14 protein-coding genes are annotated in these 16,508 nt (G+C 61.9%); 11 read left to right on the top strand and 3 right to left on the bottom strand.

Annotated features, from left to right (window positions below; genetic code table 11):
• Window positions 1-123 precede the first annotated feature (123 nt).
• The 5 genes from PspR76_RS26655 to PspR76_RS26635 all read left to right on the top strand — a co-directional run bounded on the left by PspR76_RS26655 (window position 124) and on the right by PspR76_RS26635 (window position 5,527).
• On the top strand, window positions 124-1,860 hold the full coding sequence (locus tag PspR76_RS26655; protein ID WP_159960064.1) for a type I secretion system permease/ATPase: 1,737 nt from the start codon (window positions 124-126) through the stop codon (window positions 1,858-1,860).
• Window positions 1,857-3,182 carry an HlyD family type I secretion periplasmic adaptor subunit gene (locus tag PspR76_RS26650; RefSeq protein ID WP_159960062.1) on the top strand — a complete coding sequence of 442 codons (1,326 nt, stop codon included), beginning with the start codon at window positions 1,857-1,859 and terminating at the stop codon, window positions 3,180-3,182. Before PspR76_RS26655 ends, PspR76_RS26650 begins: the two co-directional genes overlap by 4 nt.
• Complete coding sequence (locus tag PspR76_RS26645) at window positions 3,179-4,495, top strand: TolC family outer membrane protein (protein WP_159960060.1); 1,317 nt, start codon at window positions 3,179-3,181, stop codon at window positions 4,493-4,495. Before PspR76_RS26650 ends, PspR76_RS26645 begins: the two co-directional genes overlap by 4 nt.
• A gap of 136 nt (window positions 4,496-4,631) precedes the next feature.
• Window positions 4,632-5,060, top strand: coding sequence for a DUF4160 domain-containing protein (locus PspR76_RS26640; RefSeq protein WP_159960058.1), 429 nt, complete (start codon window positions 4,632-4,634; stop codon window positions 5,058-5,060).
• Window positions 5,057-5,527, top strand: coding sequence for a DUF2442 domain-containing protein (locus tag PspR76_RS26635; RefSeq protein ID WP_159960056.1), 471 nt, complete (start codon window positions 5,057-5,059; stop codon window positions 5,525-5,527). Before PspR76_RS26640 ends, PspR76_RS26635 begins: the two co-directional genes overlap by 4 nt.
• On the opposite strand, the gene trmA is transcribed toward PspR76_RS26635, so the two are convergent.
• Complete coding sequence (trmA, locus tag PspR76_RS26630) at window positions 5,510-6,589, bottom strand: tRNA (uridine(54)-C5)-methyltransferase TrmA (RefSeq protein WP_159960054.1); 1,080 nt, start codon at window positions 6,587-6,589, stop codon at window positions 5,510-5,512. The two genes, PspR76_RS26635 and trmA, sit on opposite strands and share 18 nt — an antisense overlap.
• Window positions 6,586-7,881 (bottom strand): NCS2 family permease, encoded by a 1,296-nt coding sequence (locus PspR76_RS26625; protein ID WP_159960052.1) that lies wholly within the window; start codon window positions 7,879-7,881, stop codon window positions 6,586-6,588. Before PspR76_RS26625 ends, trmA begins: the two co-directional genes overlap by 4 nt.
• 210 nt (window positions 7,882-8,091) lie before the next feature.
• On the opposite strand from PspR76_RS26625, the gene PspR76_RS26620 reads away from it, so the two are divergent.
• The 4 genes from PspR76_RS26620 to PspR76_RS26605 all read left to right on the top strand — a co-directional run bounded on the left by PspR76_RS26620 (window position 8,092) and on the right by PspR76_RS26605 (window position 12,335).
• Entirely contained in the window at window positions 8,092-8,538 is a 447-nt protein-coding gene (locus tag PspR76_RS26620; RefSeq protein ID WP_159960050.1) for a DUF4879 domain-containing protein, read from the top strand.
• A gap of 106 nt (window positions 8,539-8,644) precedes the next feature.
• Window positions 8,645-9,169: a (2Fe-2S)-binding protein gene (locus PspR76_RS26615; protein WP_159960048.1), complete on the top strand. Its 525-nt coding sequence runs from the start codon at window positions 8,645-8,647 to the stop codon at window positions 9,167-9,169.
• Window positions 9,166-10,155 carry an FAD binding domain-containing protein gene (locus PspR76_RS26610; protein WP_159960046.1) on the top strand — a complete coding sequence of 330 codons (990 nt, stop codon included), beginning with the start codon at window positions 9,166-9,168 and terminating at the stop codon, window positions 10,153-10,155. The genes PspR76_RS26615 and PspR76_RS26610 overlap by 4 nt, the downstream gene beginning before the upstream one ends.
• Window positions 10,152-12,335 carry a xanthine dehydrogenase family protein molybdopterin-binding subunit gene (locus PspR76_RS26605; RefSeq protein ID WP_159960044.1) on the top strand — a complete coding sequence of 728 codons (2,184 nt, stop codon included), beginning with the start codon at window positions 10,152-10,154 and terminating at the stop codon, window positions 12,333-12,335. Before PspR76_RS26610 ends, PspR76_RS26605 begins: the two co-directional genes overlap by 4 nt.
• Before the next feature lie 155 nt (window positions 12,336-12,490).
• On the opposite strand, the gene PspR76_RS26600 is transcribed toward PspR76_RS26605, so the two are convergent.
• A complete protein-coding gene (locus PspR76_RS26600) occupies window positions 12,491-13,732 on the bottom strand; it encodes an MFS transporter (protein WP_159960042.1) in 1,242 nt (413 codons plus the stop codon).
• Window positions 13,733-14,051: 319 nt separating this feature from the next.
• On the opposite strand from PspR76_RS26600, the gene PspR76_RS26595 reads away from it, so the two are divergent.
• Both PspR76_RS26595 and cydB read left to right on the top strand, forming a co-directional pair.
• Complete coding sequence (locus PspR76_RS26595) at window positions 14,052-15,497, top strand: cytochrome ubiquinol oxidase subunit I (protein WP_159960040.1); 1,446 nt, start codon at window positions 14,052-14,054, stop codon at window positions 15,495-15,497.
• A 1-nt stretch (window position 15,498) separates the two neighbouring features.
• Window positions 15,499-16,506 (top strand): cytochrome d ubiquinol oxidase subunit II, encoded by a 1,008-nt coding sequence (gene cydB, locus PspR76_RS26590; protein WP_159960038.1) that lies wholly within the window; start codon window positions 15,499-15,501, stop codon window positions 16,504-16,506.
• Window positions 16,507-16,508 lie beyond the last annotated feature (2 nt).

Below are 16,508 nucleotides of genomic sequence, written 5' to 3'. Positions count from 1 at the left end.
ATGACACACCGCCGTCGCTAAAGCCTTCTACTTCTTCAAGCGACGGCAGTGCCAAATTCTGCGCAGCGCCGTATCGCCTGTCAACGCGGCGGCGTTGCCCGCTTAACCCTTTGAGAATCCCAGATGCGCCACGTCGGCAACGAAACCCTGGCCGCCCTCACGGCCTATAAAAGTGGCTTCTTCAACATCGGCCTGTTCTCGGCGGTGATCAACCTGCTGATGCTGGCCCCGGCGCTCTACATGTTGCAGGTGTACGACCGGGTGCTGGCTTCGGGCAATCAGATGACCCTGCTGATGCTGACGTTGATGATCCTCGGCCTGTTCGGCCTGATGGGCGCGTTGGAGTGGGTGCGCAGCCAGGTGGTGATCCGCCTCGGCACACAAATGGACATGCGCTTGAACCAGCGGGTGTACGACGCCGCGTTCGAAGCGCAACTCAAGGGCAGTACCCAGGCGGCAGGCCAGGCATTGCAAGACTTGACCACCCTGCGCCAGTTCGCCACCGGCCAGGCACTGTTCGCATTTTTTGATGCGCCGTGGTTTCCGGTGTACCTGCTGGTGATCTTCCTGTTCCATCCCTGGCTCGGCCTGTTGGCGTTGGGCGGTGCGGTGTTTTTGATCGCGTTGGCGTGGGTCAACCATCATGTCAGCCAGGCGCCAATGGCCCAGGCCAGCCAGCTCGCCATCAATGCCAGCCAGCAGGCCACGGCCAACTTGCGTAACGCTGAAACCATCGAGGCCATGGGCATGCTCGGCACTTTGCGCGGGCGTTGGTTCAGCCAGCATCAAGCGTTTCTCGCCCAGCAAAACCTGGCCAGTGAAAAGACCGCCGCCGTCACCGCCTGGTCCAAGGGCGTGCGCCTGGCGCTGCAATCACTGGTGCTGGGGTTGGGCGCATTGCTGGCGGTGCAGGGTGATATCACGCCGGGGATGATGATCGCCGGCTCGATCCTGATGGGCCGGGTGCTCAGCCCTATCGACCAGTTGATCGGCGTGTGGAAGCAATGGGGTTCGGCGCGCCTGGCCTATGAGCGGTTGTCGCAGCTGCTGGCGGACAACCCGGCGCGCCCGGTGCGCATGAGTTTGCCGGTGCCCAAAGGCCAATTGACCGTCGAGCACGTCAGCGCCTGCGCGCCGGGCAGCCGTCGGCCGGCGTTGGCCAATCTTGGTTTCGACCTGCCGGCCGGCGAAGTGCTGGGCGTGATCGGACCATCGGGTTGCGGCAAATCCACATTGGCGCGCGTGCTGGTCGGCGCCTGGGCACCGCTGGCCGGCAAGGTGCGCCTGGACGGCGCCGACCTGAGCCAGTGGGACAAGCAGCAACTCGGCCCGCACATCGGCTACCTGCCGCAGGACATCCAACTGTTCGCCGGCAGCATCGCGCAAAACATCGCGCGGTTTGCCGAGGTGGAGGCTGACAAGGTCCTCGCCGCTGCACAGATGGCGGGTGTACACGAACTGATCCTGCAATTGCCCCAAGGCTACGACACACCACTGGGCGAGGGCGGCGCCGGTTTGTCCGGCGGCCAGAAACAACGTGTGGCGCTGGCGCGTGCGTTGTACAGCCTGCCCGCGCTGATCGTGCTGGATGAGCCCAACGCCAATCTCGACGAAGTCGGTGAACAGGCGTTGCTCCAGGCCATTGCGCAACTCAAGCAGCAGCGGCGCACCGTGATTCTGATTACCCACAAAGCCAACGTGCTGACCCTGACCGATCAGTTGCTGATCCTCAAGGACGGCCAATTGCAGGCCTTCGGCCCGACCGCGCGGGTATTGGAGGCGCGGCAGAAACCCGCGCCAAGCAAACCGGTGTCGAGCATGAGCATGAGTTACCGCCTAGGTGAAGGAAAACCGGCATGAGCCAAAGCAAACCGCTGCTGGTCAGCGGTCAGCCCAATAATGTGCTGGCGCTGGACGACAAAAAATACGCACGCCTGGGCTGGTTGCTGGTGCTCGGTGGTTTTGCCGGGTTTCTCGGCTGGGCGGCGTTGGCGCCATTGGACAAGGGCGTGGCGGTGTCCGGAAAGGTGATGGTCTCGGGCCATCGCAAAACCGTGCAGCACCCCACCGGCGGCATCGTTGAACGCATCGAGGTGCGCGACGGTGAAACGGTCAAGGCGGGCCAGGTGCTGCTGCGTTTGAAGGAAACGCCGCTGCGCGGGCAGATGCAATCCTTGCGCAGCCAGTACCTGGCTTCACTGGCCAGCGAAGCGCGCTTGACTGCCGAAAGCGAAGGTTTATCAGCCATCGCTTTTGGCCCCGAACTGCTCAATGAACGGGATGCCGCCAGCCTTCTGAATTTGCAGCGGCAATTGTTCATTAGCCGCGCCCAGGCGCTGGCCACCGAGCAGCAAGCCCTGCGCGAAACCATTGCCGGGGCCGAGGCGCAGTTGCGTGGCACACGGGATTCGCAAGCGAGCAAAGTCCAGCAAAGGGCCGCACTGAACGAGCAACTGCAAGGCCTGCGCGAGTTGGCGCGCGACGGCTATATCCCGCGCAATCGCCTGCTCGACAGCGAGCGCCTGTACGCGCAAATCGACGGCACCATCGCCGAGGATTTCGGCCGCATCGGCCAGCTGCAACGCCAGGTCCTCGAGCTGCGCCTGCGCATTCGCCAACTCGGTGAAGACTTCCAGAAAGACCTGCGCAGCCAGTTGGCCGACACCCGCACCCGCAGCGACGACCTGCGCAATCGCCTGGCCTCGGCTGAGTTTGAGTTGGCCAACAGCTTGGTGCGCGCGCCGGCTTCCGGCGTCGTCGTAGGGCTGCAGGTGTACACCGAAGGCGGCGTGATCAAGCCTGGCCAGGCGTTGCTGGATATCGTGCCGCAAGGTGAACCGCTGCTGGTGGAAGCGCGCGTGCCGGTGCAGATGATCGACAAGGTGCACCCTGGCTTGCCGGTGGAGTTGCTGTTCTCGGCGTTCAACCAAGCCACCACGCCTCGGGTGGCCGGTGAAGTGACAATGGTTTCGGCGGACCGCCAGGTCGATGAACGCACCGATGAGCCGTATTACACGCTGCGCGCCCAGGTCAGCGCGGCGGGTATGCAGCAACTGCACGGCGTGCAGGTTCGCCCCGGCATGCCGGTGGAAACCTTCGTCAAAACCGGCGAGCGCTCGATGCTCAACTATCTGTTCAAACCCTTGCTGGATCGCACCCACATGGCCCTGGTGGAAGAATGAAGGCGCTGTTGTTTAGCGTGTTTTTGAGCTGTGCCCCGGCGGCGAACGCTTTGGGTTTGCTGGACGCTTATGACCTGGCCCTGCGCAACGATCCGACGTTTCAGGCGGCCATTCAGGAACGCGAAGCCGGTGAAGAAAATCGCGTGATCGGGCGGGCTGGGTTATTGCCGAATTTGTCGTGGAGTTACAACAACTCGCGCAACGAGTCCGAAGTGACGGCGGGTGATGTCACCAGCGACCGCGACTACCGCAGCTACGCATCGACCCTCACCTTGCAGCAACCGCTGTTGGATTACGAAGCCTACGCGCGCTTTCGCCAGGGCACTGCCCAGGCGCTGATGGCGGATGAGCGCTTTCGCGGCAAAAGCCAGGAGCTGGCCGTGCGTGTGCTCAGTGCCTACAGCCAGGCCTTGCTGGCCCAGGAGCGCATCGAGTTGAGCCGCGCGCAGAGGCGTGCGTTTGTCGAACGTTTGCAGCTCAATGACCGCTTGCTGAAGGGCGGCGAAGGTACGCGCACGGATGTGCTGGAAACCCAGGCGCGGCTGAGCCTGGCCCAGGCCGAAGAGATCGAATCTCTGGATGCCCAGGACAGCGCCCTGCGCGAGCTGGAAGCCATCGTCGGCCAACCGTTGCAGATTGAGGAACTGGCGCCACTGGCCCGTCAATTCGAGATCCCGCCGTTGGAGCCGAACCGCTTCGACACCTGGCGCGAATTGGCCATGGCCAACAACCCTGAACTCAAGTCCCAGCATCACGCGCTGGACGTGGCCGCTTATGAAGTGGAGCGCAAACGCGCCGGGCATCTGCCCAAAGTCAGCCTGTACGCCAGCAGCCGAAAAACCAGCTCCGATTCGGAAAGCAGCTACAACCAGAAGTACGACACCAACAGCGTCGGCATCCAGGTCAGCTTGCCGCTGTTTGCCGGTGGCTCGGTGTCGGCGTCCACGCGCCAGGCGGCGAACCAGCTGTCCCAGGCCCACTATGAATTGGACGCGCAAACCGCCGCCACACTGGTGGAGCTGCGCAAGCAATTCAACCTCAACACCAGCGGCGCGGCGAAAGTGCGTGCCTATGAGATGGCCGTCAGCTCTGCCACGGCGTTGGTGACGGCCACGAAAAAAAGCGTCAGCGGCGGCGAGCGGGTCAACCTCGATGTGCTCGACGCCGAGCAACAACTGTTCACCGCCCGCCGTGATCTGGCGAATGCGCGGCATGCGTATTTGCTGGCGCGGATTCAGCTGAAGTATTACGCGGGGTTGCTGAACGAGCAGGACTTGCGGGCGTTGGCGGGGTATTTCCAGCCGTCGGCATGAGTGGTTACAACCGGGCATTCGCCGGGTTGTTCGTCGTTACTAATCTGTGAAACAGCTTCGGGATTTTGGAGCCGGTTGTCGGGCTGCACGAGGAAAAGTGTAACTCGACGGAGAATAACCTAACGGATGGGTTACGATGAGAGTAGGTGCTTACAAAGGATATGTAATTTCGGTGTTCGTCAGGGATGAGCATTGCCCGCCTCACGTGCATGTCAGGGGCAAGGCATGGGATGCACGGTTTCGTTTCAGTTTTTTGGATGGGGAAGTGGAGTTGTGGGATGTGGAACCTGAACGAAGGCGACCACCCACAGCGATCCTTAAGGAAATACGCGAGGCGATCATGCAGCCGCACTACCTGGCGCGGGCACGCAGGATCTGGTGGGAGAAACTGCAAACGGTTTGCCTGGAGAATCATTCCTGGGATTGGGAAGCCGATGAGGTATTGCCAGGGCTGATCATTCAGCGCGGTGTTTATGTGATTGCACGTGCCCGGCACGATGTCGTGGGGCAGAAGACAATTTTGAATCTGGTCAGAGCACCGGGTTTTGTGGAGATTGATTTATGAAAAAAATCGTAAAAGCCAAAATCGTGCCCTATAAACCGCTCACTGAGGCCGATGTCGACAAGGCAATCGCCCGTGGGCGCAAGCTCAAACGTCTGTACGCCAACGCCAGCGACGTGCGCTATGAAAGCGAGTGCATTTCCATCGGCTTCAGCGACGGCAGTCGCGTCATGTTGCCTGTGGCGGGGCTACCGGAGTTCGAAGGGTTTTCCCAGGAGGACTTTCAGCAACTTGAGGTCGGCTTTGGCGGCAAGGCGTTGTGCTGTGAGGCGCAGGATCTGGACGTGTCGATCACCGGCCTCATCGCCACCAGCCAGCCCTTGATGGACCTGGCCACGAGCCTGGTTGCCTCGCGCAACGGTCGCAAAAGCAGCGCCGCCAAGTCGGCAGCCGCCCGAGCCAATGGCAAGAAGGGCGGTCGTCCACGCAAGAAAGAAGAGGATGGCGCTGAATTACCGCCGGGTCAGTAACACCCCGGACTCCATATGGTGCGTCCACGGGAACTGGTCAAACATCGCACACTGGGTAATGCGGTGCGTGTCATGCAGTTGCGCAATGTTCGCCGCCAATGTCTCCGGGTTGCAGGAGATGTACAGGATGTTATCGAAGCGACGGGTCAGCTCGCAGGTGTCCGGGTCCATGCCGGCGCGCGGCGGGTCGACGAACACGCTGCCGAATTCGTAGCTTTTCAGGTCGATGCCGTGCAGGCGGCGGAATGGGCGCACTTCGTTGAGCGCCTCGGTGAGTTCTTCGGCAGACAGGCGCACCAAGGTAACGTTATCCACAGCGTTTTCATCGAGGTTGCTCAGGGCCGCATTCACTGAGGTCTTGCTGATCTCGGTGGCCAGCACTTTGCGCACGCGGGTCGCCAACGGCAGGGTGAAGTTACCGTTGCCGCAGTACAGCTCCAGCAAGTCATCCGGGCGATCGCCCAAGGCTGCGTAAGCCCAATTGAGCATCTTCTGGTTCACCGTGCCGTTGGGCTGGGTGAACGCGCCTTCGGGTTGGCGATAGCTAAACGTGCGCCCGCCGACTTCGAGTTTTTCCACCACGTAATCGTGGCCGATCACATCGCGCTTGCCCTTGGAGCGGCCGATGATGCTCACATTCAAGTCGGCCGCGAGCTTGTTCGCGGCTGTGTGCCAGTGCTCGTCCAGCGGGCGGTGATAACACAGGGTGATCATCGCGTCGCCGGCCAAGGTGGTGAGGAACTCCACCTGGAACAGCTTGTGGCTCAGCGCCGCGCTGGCTTGCCAGGCGGCCTTGAGTTGCGGCATCAACTGGTTGATGCGCTGGCTGGCGATGGGGAATTCTTCGATCAGGATCGGCGTGCGCTTGTCGTCCTGGGAAAACATCGCGTAGTGGCGCTCGCCGCCTTCGCGCCACAGGCGGAACTCCGCGCGCAGGCGGAAGTTCTGCAGCGGCGAATCGAAGACCTGCGGCTCGGGGGCGTCGAACGGTGCCAGCAGGTCACGCAGGCGCGTGACCTTGTCTTGCAGTTGAGCGGTGTAGCTTGCGGCGTCAAAAGTCATGCGTTGAACCAGCCCAGCTTGATCACAAACAGAATCGACAGAATCACCAGTGCCGGGTTCAGCTCACGGTAGCGGCCCGAAAGCAGCTTGATGGCGGTCCAGGCGATGAAACCGAAGGCGATGCCGTTGGCGATGGAGTAAGTGAAGGGCATTGCCAGGGCGGTGATCACCACCGGCGCTGCAACAGTAATGTCGTCCCAGTCGATTTCGGCCAGGCCGGAGGTCATCAGCACGGCCACGAACAGCAGCGCCGGTGCGGTGGCGAAGGCAGGCACACTGGCAGCCAGCGGCGAGAAGAACAGCGCCAGCAGGAACAGGATGGCGACCACGATGGCGGTCAAACCGGTACGGCCACCAGCACTCACGCCCGCAGCGGACTCGATGTAGCTGGTGGTGGTCGACGTACCCAGCAGCGAACCGGCCATGGCCGCGGTGCTGTCGGCGATCAGGGCACGGCCCATTTTCGGCATGTGGCCGTCCTTGCCCATCAGGCCGGCGCGCTTGGCGACGCCGATCAGAGTGCCGGAGTTGTCGAACAGGTCAACGAACAGGAACGCGAAGATCACGCTGACCAGGCCAATATCCAGCGCGCCTTTGATATCCAGTTGCAGGAAGGTCGGGGCCAGGGATGGCGGCACCGAGATCACGCCGCCGAACGGGGTGACATTCAACAGGATCGAAACAATGGTCACTGCCAGGATGCCGATCAGCACCGCACCGCGCACGGCCAGGGCTTCCAGGGCCACGATGAGGATAAAACCAAAGGTGGCCAGGATCGGCGCGGGTTGTTTCAGGTCGCCCAAGCCCACCAGGGTATTCGGGTTGCCGACCACGATGCCGGCGTTATGCAGGGCGATCAGTGCCAGGAACAGGCCGATACCGGCCGCAATCGCCGAACGCAGGGGCAGTGGGATGCTGTTGATGATCCATTCACGGATGCGAAAGATCGACAGCAGGAAGAACAGCACCGCCGAAATGAACACCGCACCCAGCGCTACTTGCCAGGTGTGGCCCATGTGCAGGACCACGGTGTAGGTAAAGAAGGCGTTGAGGCCCATGCCCGGCGCCAGTGCGATCGGGTAGTTGGCGATCAGGCCCATTACGGTCGAACCGATGGCGGCGGCCAGGCAGGTCGCGACGAACACCGCGCCCTTGTCCATGCCGGTCTCGCCGAGGATGCTCGGGTTCACGAACAGAATGTAGGCCATGGCCAGAAAGGTCGTGATCCCCGCGAGAATCTCGGTGCGCACATTGGTGTTGTGTGCCTTGAGTTGAAACAGCTTTTCCAGCATGCCGGCTCCCTGTGACGCTATTTTGCGTCGTTATTTGTTGACCTCTAAGTCAAAGCACAAACTGCGCCAAGCGCCTGTGGTTTCAGAGAGGATCGGAAAAAGCGGCGCATCATACCAGCAGCCGAAGGCCAATGGCGTATAGGCTTGGTTTTGTGGGTTCATGGCCTTGAGGCATACTGCGCCGACGTTTAATCCAGGGTCGTTAACAGCATGAAAAAAGCCAACGCCAGCAGTCTAGCTCTGATCGCCATTCTCGGCCTGTGGCTCGGTGCAGCACCGGCGTGGGGCGCGTCTGCACCGGCGTTGAGCGAGGTGCGGGTGTTCAAGGTGCAGTCGGCCAGTTGCACCGAAACCATCCCTGAACGCGCGGTCAGCACCCAAATGTGCACACATCGTGGGCAAACGCTGGTGTACGTGATGGAAGTCGGGCTGGGCAATAGCTCCCAGGCGTTCTTCGATGGCGCGCCAGTGTCCGGCACCAGCACCGCCATCTGCCAGGTGGGCTCGGTCAGCCAGGCGTGCAGCGGCGCGGGCACGTTGATGGGCTACATCTATACGTTCCAGTTGAATATCCAAGCTGGCGGCACCTTCCAGTACAGCAACACCTCGATCAACCCGCCGCGCAATCAATTGGTGACCACCCTCAGCATTCGCTGATCGCCACCTATCAATTGCCTTGAACGCTCAAAACCCCGGGAAGTCGTACCCCTGAGACGGCGACTTTCCTGAACGCCGCGGATGGATACCAACCCGTGAGGTGTTTATGAGCGCAACCCCCAATGGCGCGGCGGCCAAGCCGTTCGTCAGCCACCCGATACGCCTGACTCTGAACGGTCAGAGTCGCCAACTGGACGTGTTGCCCTGGACCACTTTGCTCGACCTGTTGCGTGAGCAACTCGACCTGGTCGGCAGCAAAAAGGGCTGCGACCACGGCCAATGTGGCGCCTGCACCGTATTGCGCGATGGCAAACGCGTGAACGCCTGCCTGACCCTGGCGGTGATGTGCGATGGCGCCGAGCTGACCACCATCGAAGGCTTGGCCCAGGGCGACGTGTTGCACCCGATGCAGCAGGCCTTTATCAAGCATGACGCCTTCCAGTGCGGCTACTGCACCCCCGGCCAAATCTGCTCCGCCGTCGGCCTGGCCAATGAAGGCCGTGCCCACGACACCGCGCAGATCCAGGAACTGATGAGCGGCAACCTGTGCCGCTGCGGCGCCTACAACAACATCCGTGATGCCATCGAAGACGCCTTGCCGGCCTGTCGCGCCCAGGGAGGTGAGCAATGAACCCCTTCCAGTACAGCAAACCCGCCGATGTGCACGAGGCCGTGCACCTGAGCAGCGCCGCGTCGCGCTTTATCGCCGGTGGCACCAACCTGCTGGACCTGATGAAAGAAAACATCAGCCGCCCCGAACACTTGATCGATATCACCGGCCTGCCGTTGCATGAGGTTGAAGAAACCGCCGACGGTGGCTTGCGCATCGGCGCGCTGGTGAGCAACGCCGACCTGGCCTGGCACCCGTTGATCGAGCAGCGTTACCCGTTGCTGTCCCAGGCCATCCTGGCCGGCGCCTCGCCGCAATTGCGCAATATGGCCAGCACCGGTGGCAACCTGTTGCAGCGCACCCGTTGTTACTACTTCTATGACGCCAATGTGCCGTGCAACAAGCGTGAGCCTGGCAGCGGCTGCCCGGCGCGCACCGGCTTGAACCGCATCCACGCGATCCTCGGCGCCAGCGAGCACTGCGTGGCCACGCATCCCTCGGACATGTGTGTGGCCTTGGCCGCGCTGGACGCGCGGGTACACGTAGAGGGCCGTGGTGGTGCGCGGATTATCGAGTTTGCCGACTTCCATCGACTGCCCGGCGATACGCCGCAGCGCGACAACCTGCTGGCTGACGATGAGTTGATTACTGCCATCGAGTTGCCTGCCGACCATCTGGCCAATCACAGCCATTACCTGAAAATTCGCGACCGGGCCTCCTATGCCTTCGCTTTGGTTTCCGTCGCCGCCGCCCTTGAGTTGGACGGCGACCGCATCGTCGATGCACGCCTGGCCCTCGGCGGCGTGGCGCACAAACCGTGGCGTGACCGCGCGGTGGAGGCCGCACTGATTGGCCAGACCGTCAGCCGCGAAACCTTCAGCGCCGCCGCCGACGCCTTGCTGCAAGACGCCGAGCCCTTGGAACACAACGGCTTCAAGATCAAGCTGGCGCGCCGCGCAATTATTCGCGCCCTGAGCGATGCCGCTGTCGCAGGAGAACGCCCATGACCGCTGTCGGCAAACCCTTGGACCGCGTCGACGGTCTGCTCAAAGTGACGGGCCAGGCACGCTATGCCGGTGAGTATCCCGAAAAAGGCTTGCTGCATGGCAGTGTGGTCTCCAGCACCATCGCCAAAGGCCGGGTCGTCAGGATCGATGCGTCCAAAGCCTTGGCGCTGCCGGGCGTGGTCATGGTGCTTGATCACCTCAACCGGCCCAAACTCGCCAGCTACGATGAGGCTTTCGCCGACGCCGATGCGGCGGATGGCTCGCCATTTCGCCCGCTGTATAACGACCGTGTGCTGTACAGCGGCCAGCCGTTGGCGCTGGTGATTGCGGATAACCTGGAGCTGGCGCGGCATGCTGGCTCGCTGGTCGAGATCGAGTACGCCAGCGAAACCTTCGAAACCGACCTGTTGGCCCTGCAGGAGCAGGCGTACCCTTCGCCGCAAACGCCACCTGCGCCACGCGGCAACTTCCAGGCCGAGTGGGCCGCGGCCGCCGTCAGCCTCGACATGCACTACAGCACGCCGATCGAACACCACAACCCGATGGAGCCCCACGCCAGCACCGTGCTGTACCAAGCGGACGGCACCCTGCATATCCACGACAAGACCCAAGGCCCGCAGAACTGCCAGGCCTACGTGCAAAAAGTCTTCGGCTTGGATAAAAGCCAGGTGCGGATTTTTGCCGCGTTTGTCGGCGGCGCCTTTGGCTCGGGCCTGCGCCCGCAATATCAACTGCCGTTGGCGGTGATGGGCGCGCTGGCACTCAAGCGATCGGTGCGCGTCACCCTGACACGCCAACAAATGTTCACCTTCGGCTACCGCCCGCGCACCTTGCAGCGTTTGCAGATGGGCGCCGCCGCCAACGGCCGCCTGCTCGCGCTGGGGCATACCGCGATTGGCCAGACGTCGCGCTTCGAAGATTTCAGCGAACACGTGGTGGAATGGAGCGGCATGCTCTACCAGTGTGACAACGTGCAACTGACCTACAAACTGGTGCCACTGGATGTGTACACGCCAATGGACATGCGCGCGCCCGGCGCCGCGCTGGGCGTGATCGGCCTGGAATGCGCCATGGATGAACTGGCGTGTGCGCTGGGCATGGACCCGGTGCAACTGCGCCTGATCAACTACGCCGAGCGCAACCAGGCCGAAGACAAACCCTGGTCGAGCAAAGCCCTGCGCGAATGCTACAGCGAAGGCGCCGAACGCTTCGGCTGGAGCCAGCGCAACCCGGAGCCGCGCAGTATGCGTGATGGCAACCAGTTGATCGGCTGGGGCATGGCCGGCGGCGTGTGGGAAGCCATGCAAATGAAGGCCAGCGCCAAGGCGCGCATCGACACCGAGGGCAAACTGACGGTGAGCAGCGCCACTACCGATATCGGCACCGGCACCTACACGGTCATGACCCAGATTGCCGCCCAGGCCAGCGGCGTGCCAATGGGCGATATCCAGTTTTTGCTCGGCGACTCGTCCTTGCCCACCGCGCCTTTGCAGGGCGGCTCGTTCACCGTGTCGTCCGTCGGCACCGCCGTGCAGCAGGCGTGCGAAGCGCTGAATGCCAAATTGCTGAAGATTGCCCGGCAGACTTACCCGGTGTTCAAGGACGCAGAGGTCGTGCGCTTTGAAGACGGCCAGTTGCACACGGGGGATGTGAGTGTGTCGTTGGCCCAACTGATCAAGGACAGCGGCGAAGAGGCATTGGAGGTACAGGTCGACAGCGAGCCGGACAAAAAACGTGAAGGCTACGCCACGGCCACCCATTCGGCGGTGTTTGTCGAGGTTCGGGTCGATGAAGACCTGGGCACCATCAAGGTCCGCCGGGTGGTCAGCGCGATTGCGGCCGGGCGCGTGGTTAATCCGAAGATGGCCCGCAGCCAGATCCTCGGCGGCGTGGTGTGGGGCATTGGCATGGCGTTGCATGAGGAAACCCAGACGGATCATCAACTGGGTCGCCACATGAACCACAGCCTGGCCGAATACCACATCCCGGTGAACGCCGATATTGGCGAAATTGACGTGATTTTTGTCGAAGAACACGACGAAGTCGTCAACGCCCTCGGGTCCAAGGGTGTCGGTGAGATTGGTATCGTCGGGGTCGCGGCGGCGGTGGCGAATGCGATTTATCACGCCACCGGCAAGCGCGTGCGGGACTTTCCCATCACCCTGGATAAGGTGCTGTAGCGCAAACCTTAAACCCGCCGAAGATCAAAATGTGGGAGCGGGCTTGCTCGCGAATACGGAGTGTCAGTCACCTATTCCTTAACTGACACACCGCATTCGCGAGCAAGCCCGCTCCCACATTTTCTGTATTCCAACATCAGATCAGGCGGCGGGGCTTAGACCTTTGTCTCTTCCACCGGCACATGCATACGGTCGCGGTTGGCCAGGGTCGGGAACAGTTTTATCCACACCCCCGTCACCACCAGCGTGCCAATCCCGCCCATCACAACGGCAGGCACAGTGCCGAACCAGTGGGCGGTAATCCCCGATTCAAATTCGCCGAGTTGATTGGAAGCGCCGATAAACAGGCCGTTGACCGCACTCACGCGGCCGCGCATTTCATCCGGCGTCTCCAACTGCACGAACGAGGCGCGGATCACCATGCTGATCATGTCCGCCGCGCCGAGCACCACCAGCACCGCCAGCGAAAACCAGAACGAGGTCGACAGGCCAAAGGCAATAGTCGCCACGCCGAACACGCCGACAGCCGTAAACATCACCCGCCCGACTTGCCGGTCCACCGAGAACCGCGCCAGCCACAGCGACATCAACAAGGCGCCCACCGCGGGTGCCGAGCGCAGCAGGCCCAGGCCCCAGGCGCCGGTCAGCAGGATGTCCTTGGCAAACACCGGCAGCAATGCGGTCGCGCCGCCCAGCAGCACGGCGAACAGGTCGAGTGAGATGGCGCCGAGGATGTCCGGGCGGCTGCGGATAAAGCGAATCCCGGCCAGCAACGAGTCCATGGTGGCCTTGGCTTTATTCAATGGGGTCTGGCGGGCGGGCAGGTTGAGGGTCAATACGCAGGCGATCAGGTACAACGCCACTGTCGGGCCATACACCCACACGCTGCCAAACGCATACAGCAAACCGCCGAGGGCCGGCGCGACGATGGTCGCCAGTTGCTGCGCCGATTGCGACGATGCCACGGCGCGCGGGAACAGCGCGCTGGGCACGATGCTCGGCAGCAGCGCCTGGGTGGTCGGCATCTCGAACGAGCGCGCAGCGCCGAGCAGGAAGGCGAGGATGAAGATCATCTCGCGGGTCACATTGCCGGTCAGGCCGCCGATGGCCAGGGATAAGGCGATCAGCGCCTGCACGGTCTGGCAGATCGCAGCGACCTTGCGCCGGTCATAGCGGTCGGCCACATGGCCGGTGTGCAGCATGAACAGTACACGTGGTACGAATTCCACAAGGCCGACCAAACCCAGGTCCAGCACGTTACCGGTCAGTTGGTAGAGGTTCCAGCCGATGGCCACGGTGAGCATCTGGAAGCCGCTGGCGGTGAAGATTCGTGCCAGCCAGAACGCGATGAAAGGGCGATGGTGACGCAATAGCAACGCAGGTTCACGGGTAGGCATCGGGAATTCAGGTCGGGAGCGGAGGGAATGCCGAGATTAGCACCAAGCTGTAACAAATAGTTGCGAGAAGTCGACTGAGGCAGCCTGTCACGCGGCAAAAGACCACACAGTCCTACAGCCAAAATGGGACTACTCTTTCATCAATGCTTGATCCAGATCAAACCCTGCCCCGGGATTGTTCTGGCGGCCGAAAGGCCAGACTCCCTGCGTGGTTGGTTAAAAAAAGAAACGAATTGAAATTCGCCACACTCCATATCCGTGGGGGCAGTGGGTGCAGGCTCCCAGCCAGCAGCCGGTATTACCTGACAGAGGAAGACTTATGTTCGGTTTGGAGGCGCTAGATCTCGCCCGAATTCAATTCGCGTTCACCATCTCATTCCACATCCTGTTCCCGGCGATCACCATCGGCCTGGCCAGTTACCTTGCGGTGCTGGAAGGCTTGTGGCTCAAGACCCATAACGACACCTACCGTGACCTCTACCATTTCTGGTCGAAGATCTTTGCCGTCAACTTCGGCATGGGTGTGGTCTCGGGGTTGGTCATGGCCTACCAGTTCGGCACCAACTGGAGCCGTTTCTCGGACTTCGCCGGCGCGGTGACCGGGCCATTGCTGACCTATGAGGTGCTGACGGCCTTCTTCCTTGAGGCCGGGTTCCTGGGGGTGATGCTGTTCGGCTGGAACAAGGTCGGGCGCAAATTGCACTTCTTTGCCACGGTGATGGTGGCCGTGGGTACGTTGATCTCGACCTTCTGGATTCTCGCGTCCAACAGCTGGATGCAGACGCCGCAAGGCTTTGAAATCATCGACGGTCGCGTAATTCCGACCGACTGGCTGGCGGTAATCTTCAACCCGTCGTTCCCCTACCGCCTGATGCACATGGCCACGGCGGCCTTTGTGGCCACCGCGTTCTTCGTCGGCTCTTCGGCGGCCTGGCACTTGCTGCGCGGCAAGGACAACCCGGCGATCCGCACCATGCTGTCGATGGCGATGTGGATGGCCCTGATCGTGGCGCCTATCCAGGCGGTGATCGGTGACTTCCACGGCCTCAACACGCTCAAGCATCAACCGGCGAAAATCGCCGCGATTGAAGGCCACTGGGAAAATATCGGCAACGAGCCGACGCCGCTGATCCTGTTCGGTTGGCCCGACATGAAGGCCGAGAAAACCAAATACGCGGTCGAGATTCCGTACCTCGGCAGCCTGATCCTGACGCACTCGCTGGATAAACAGGTGCCGGCGCTCAAGGATTTCCCGCCTGAAGACCGCCCCAACTCGACCATCGTGTTCTGGTCGTTCCGGGTCATGGTCGGCCTGGGTTTCCTGATGATCTTCACCGGCCTGTTCAGCCTCTGGCTGCGCCGGGGCGACAAGATGTACACGTCCAAGCCGTTCCTGTACCTGGCGCTGTGGATGGGCCCGTCCGGCCTGATCGCGATTCTCGCCGGTTGGTTCACTACCGAAATCGGCCGCCAGCCGTGGGTGGTCTATGGGCTGATGCGCACGGCGGATGCATCGTCCGGGCATAGCCTGGCGCAGATGACGATTACGCTGGTGCTGTTCGTGGTGGTGTACTTCGCGCTGTTCGGCGCAGGGTTGGGCTACATGATGCGCCTGGTGCGCAAAGGGCCGCAGACCCACGAAGGCAGCGAGCCGACCCACGGTGGCCCTGGCCAGAAACGCACACCGGCGCGTCCGTTGTCTGCCGCCGATGATGGCAGCGATGACGACCACGACCACGCCCACATCCAGCACAAGGGGAATTGAGATGGGTATTGATCTTCCGCTGATCTGGGCCGTGATCATCATCTTCGGCATCATGATGTACGTGGTCATGGACGGTTTTGACCTGGGTATCGGCATCCTCTTCCCGTTCATTCCGGGAAAAGTCGACCGTGACGTGATGATGAACACGGTCGCCCCGGTCTGGGACGGTAACGAAACCTGGCTGGTACTCGGTGGCGCGGCGCTGTTCGGCGCGTTCCCGCTGGCCTATTCGGTGGTGTTGTCGGCGTTGTACTTGCCGCTGATCCTGATGCTGATCGGGCTGATCTTCCGGGGCGTGGCCTTCGAGTTCCGCTTCAAGGCCAAGGACGACAAGCGTCACCTGTGGGACAAGGCGTTTATCGGCGGCTCGATTGCGGCGACGTTCTTCCAGGGCGTGGCGCTGGGGGCGTTTATCGACGGCATCCCGGTGGTCGACCGTCAGTTTGCCGGTGGTTCGCTGGACTGGCTCACGCCGTTCACGATGTTCTGCGGCGTTGCCTTGGTCATCGCCTATGCCTTGCTCGGCTGCACCTGGCTCATCATGAAGACCGAAGGCAAGTTGCAGGAGCAAATGCACAACCTGGCGCGGCCATTGGCGTTCGTGGTGTTGGCGGTGATCGGCATCGTCAGCCTGTGGACGCCACTGGCGCACCCGGAAATCGCTTCGCGCTGGTTTACTCTACCGAACCTGTTCTGGTTCCTGCCGGTGCCGATCCTGGTGCTGGTGACCATGTACGGTCTGATCCGCGCCGTGGCGCGCAATGCGCACTACACACCGTTTTTGCTGACGCTGGTGCTGATCTTCCTCGGCTACAGCGGCTTGGGCATCAGCCTGTGGCCGAACATCATTCCGCCGCCAGTCTCGATCTGGGACGCCGCCGCGCCGCCTCAGAGCCAGGGCTTCATGCTGGTGGGCACGCTGTTCATCATCCCGTTCATCCTGGGCTACACCTTCTGGAGCTACTACGTGTTCCGCGGCAAGGTCACCCACGAAGACGGCTATCACTAGGA

It is taken from the genome of Pseudomonas sp. R76, assembly GCF_009834565.1.
Lineage (GTDB): Bacteria > Pseudomonadota > Gammaproteobacteria > Pseudomonadales > Pseudomonadaceae > Aquipseudomonas.
This window is presented reverse-complemented; position numbering and strand designations above follow the sequence as displayed.

Bases quoted from the DNA above. Each gene is read 5' to 3' on its own strand.
- PspR76_RS26655 (WP_159960064.1), top strand. From the start codon at position 124: ATGCGCCACGTCGGCAACGAAACCCTGGCCGCCCTCACGGCCTATAAA.
- PspR76_RS26605 (WP_159960044.1), top strand. From the start codon at position 10,152: ATGACCGCTGTCGGCAAACCCTTGGACCGCGTCGACGGTCTGCTCAAA.
- PspR76_RS26615 (WP_159960048.1), top strand. From the start codon at position 8,645: ATGAGCGCAACCCCCAATGGCGCGGCGGCCAAGCCGTTCGTCAGCCAC.
- trmA (WP_159960054.1), bottom strand. From the start codon at position 6,589: ATGACTTTTGACGCCGCAAGCTACACCGCTCAACTGCAAGACAAGGTC.
- PspR76_RS26620 (WP_159960050.1), top strand. From the start codon at position 8,092: ATGAAAAAAGCCAACGCCAGCAGTCTAGCTCTGATCGCCATTCTCGGC.
- PspR76_RS26600 (WP_159960042.1), bottom strand. From the start codon at position 13,732: ATGCCTACCCGTGAACCTGCGTTGCTATTGCGTCACCATCGCCCTTTC.
- PspR76_RS26610 (WP_159960046.1), top strand. From the start codon at position 9,166: ATGAACCCCTTCCAGTACAGCAAACCCGCCGATGTGCACGAGGCCGTG.
- cydB (WP_159960038.1), top strand. From the start codon at position 15,499: ATGGGTATTGATCTTCCGCTGATCTGGGCCGTGATCATCATCTTCGGC.
- PspR76_RS26635 (WP_159960056.1), top strand. From the start codon at position 5,057: ATGAAAAAAATCGTAAAAGCCAAAATCGTGCCCTATAAACCGCTCACT.
- PspR76_RS26640 (WP_159960058.1), top strand. From the start codon at position 4,632: ATGAGAGTAGGTGCTTACAAAGGATATGTAATTTCGGTGTTCGTCAGG.
- PspR76_RS26650 (WP_159960062.1), top strand. From the start codon at position 1,857: ATGAGCCAAAGCAAACCGCTGCTGGTCAGCGGTCAGCCCAATAATGTG.
- PspR76_RS26595 (WP_159960040.1), top strand. From the start codon at position 14,052: ATGTTCGGTTTGGAGGCGCTAGATCTCGCCCGAATTCAATTCGCGTTC.
- PspR76_RS26625 (WP_159960052.1), bottom strand. From the start codon at position 7,881: ATGCTGGAAAAGCTGTTTCAACTCAAGGCACACAACACCAATGTGCGC.
- PspR76_RS26645 (WP_159960060.1), top strand. From the start codon at position 3,179: ATGAAGGCGCTGTTGTTTAGCGTGTTTTTGAGCTGTGCCCCGGCGGCG.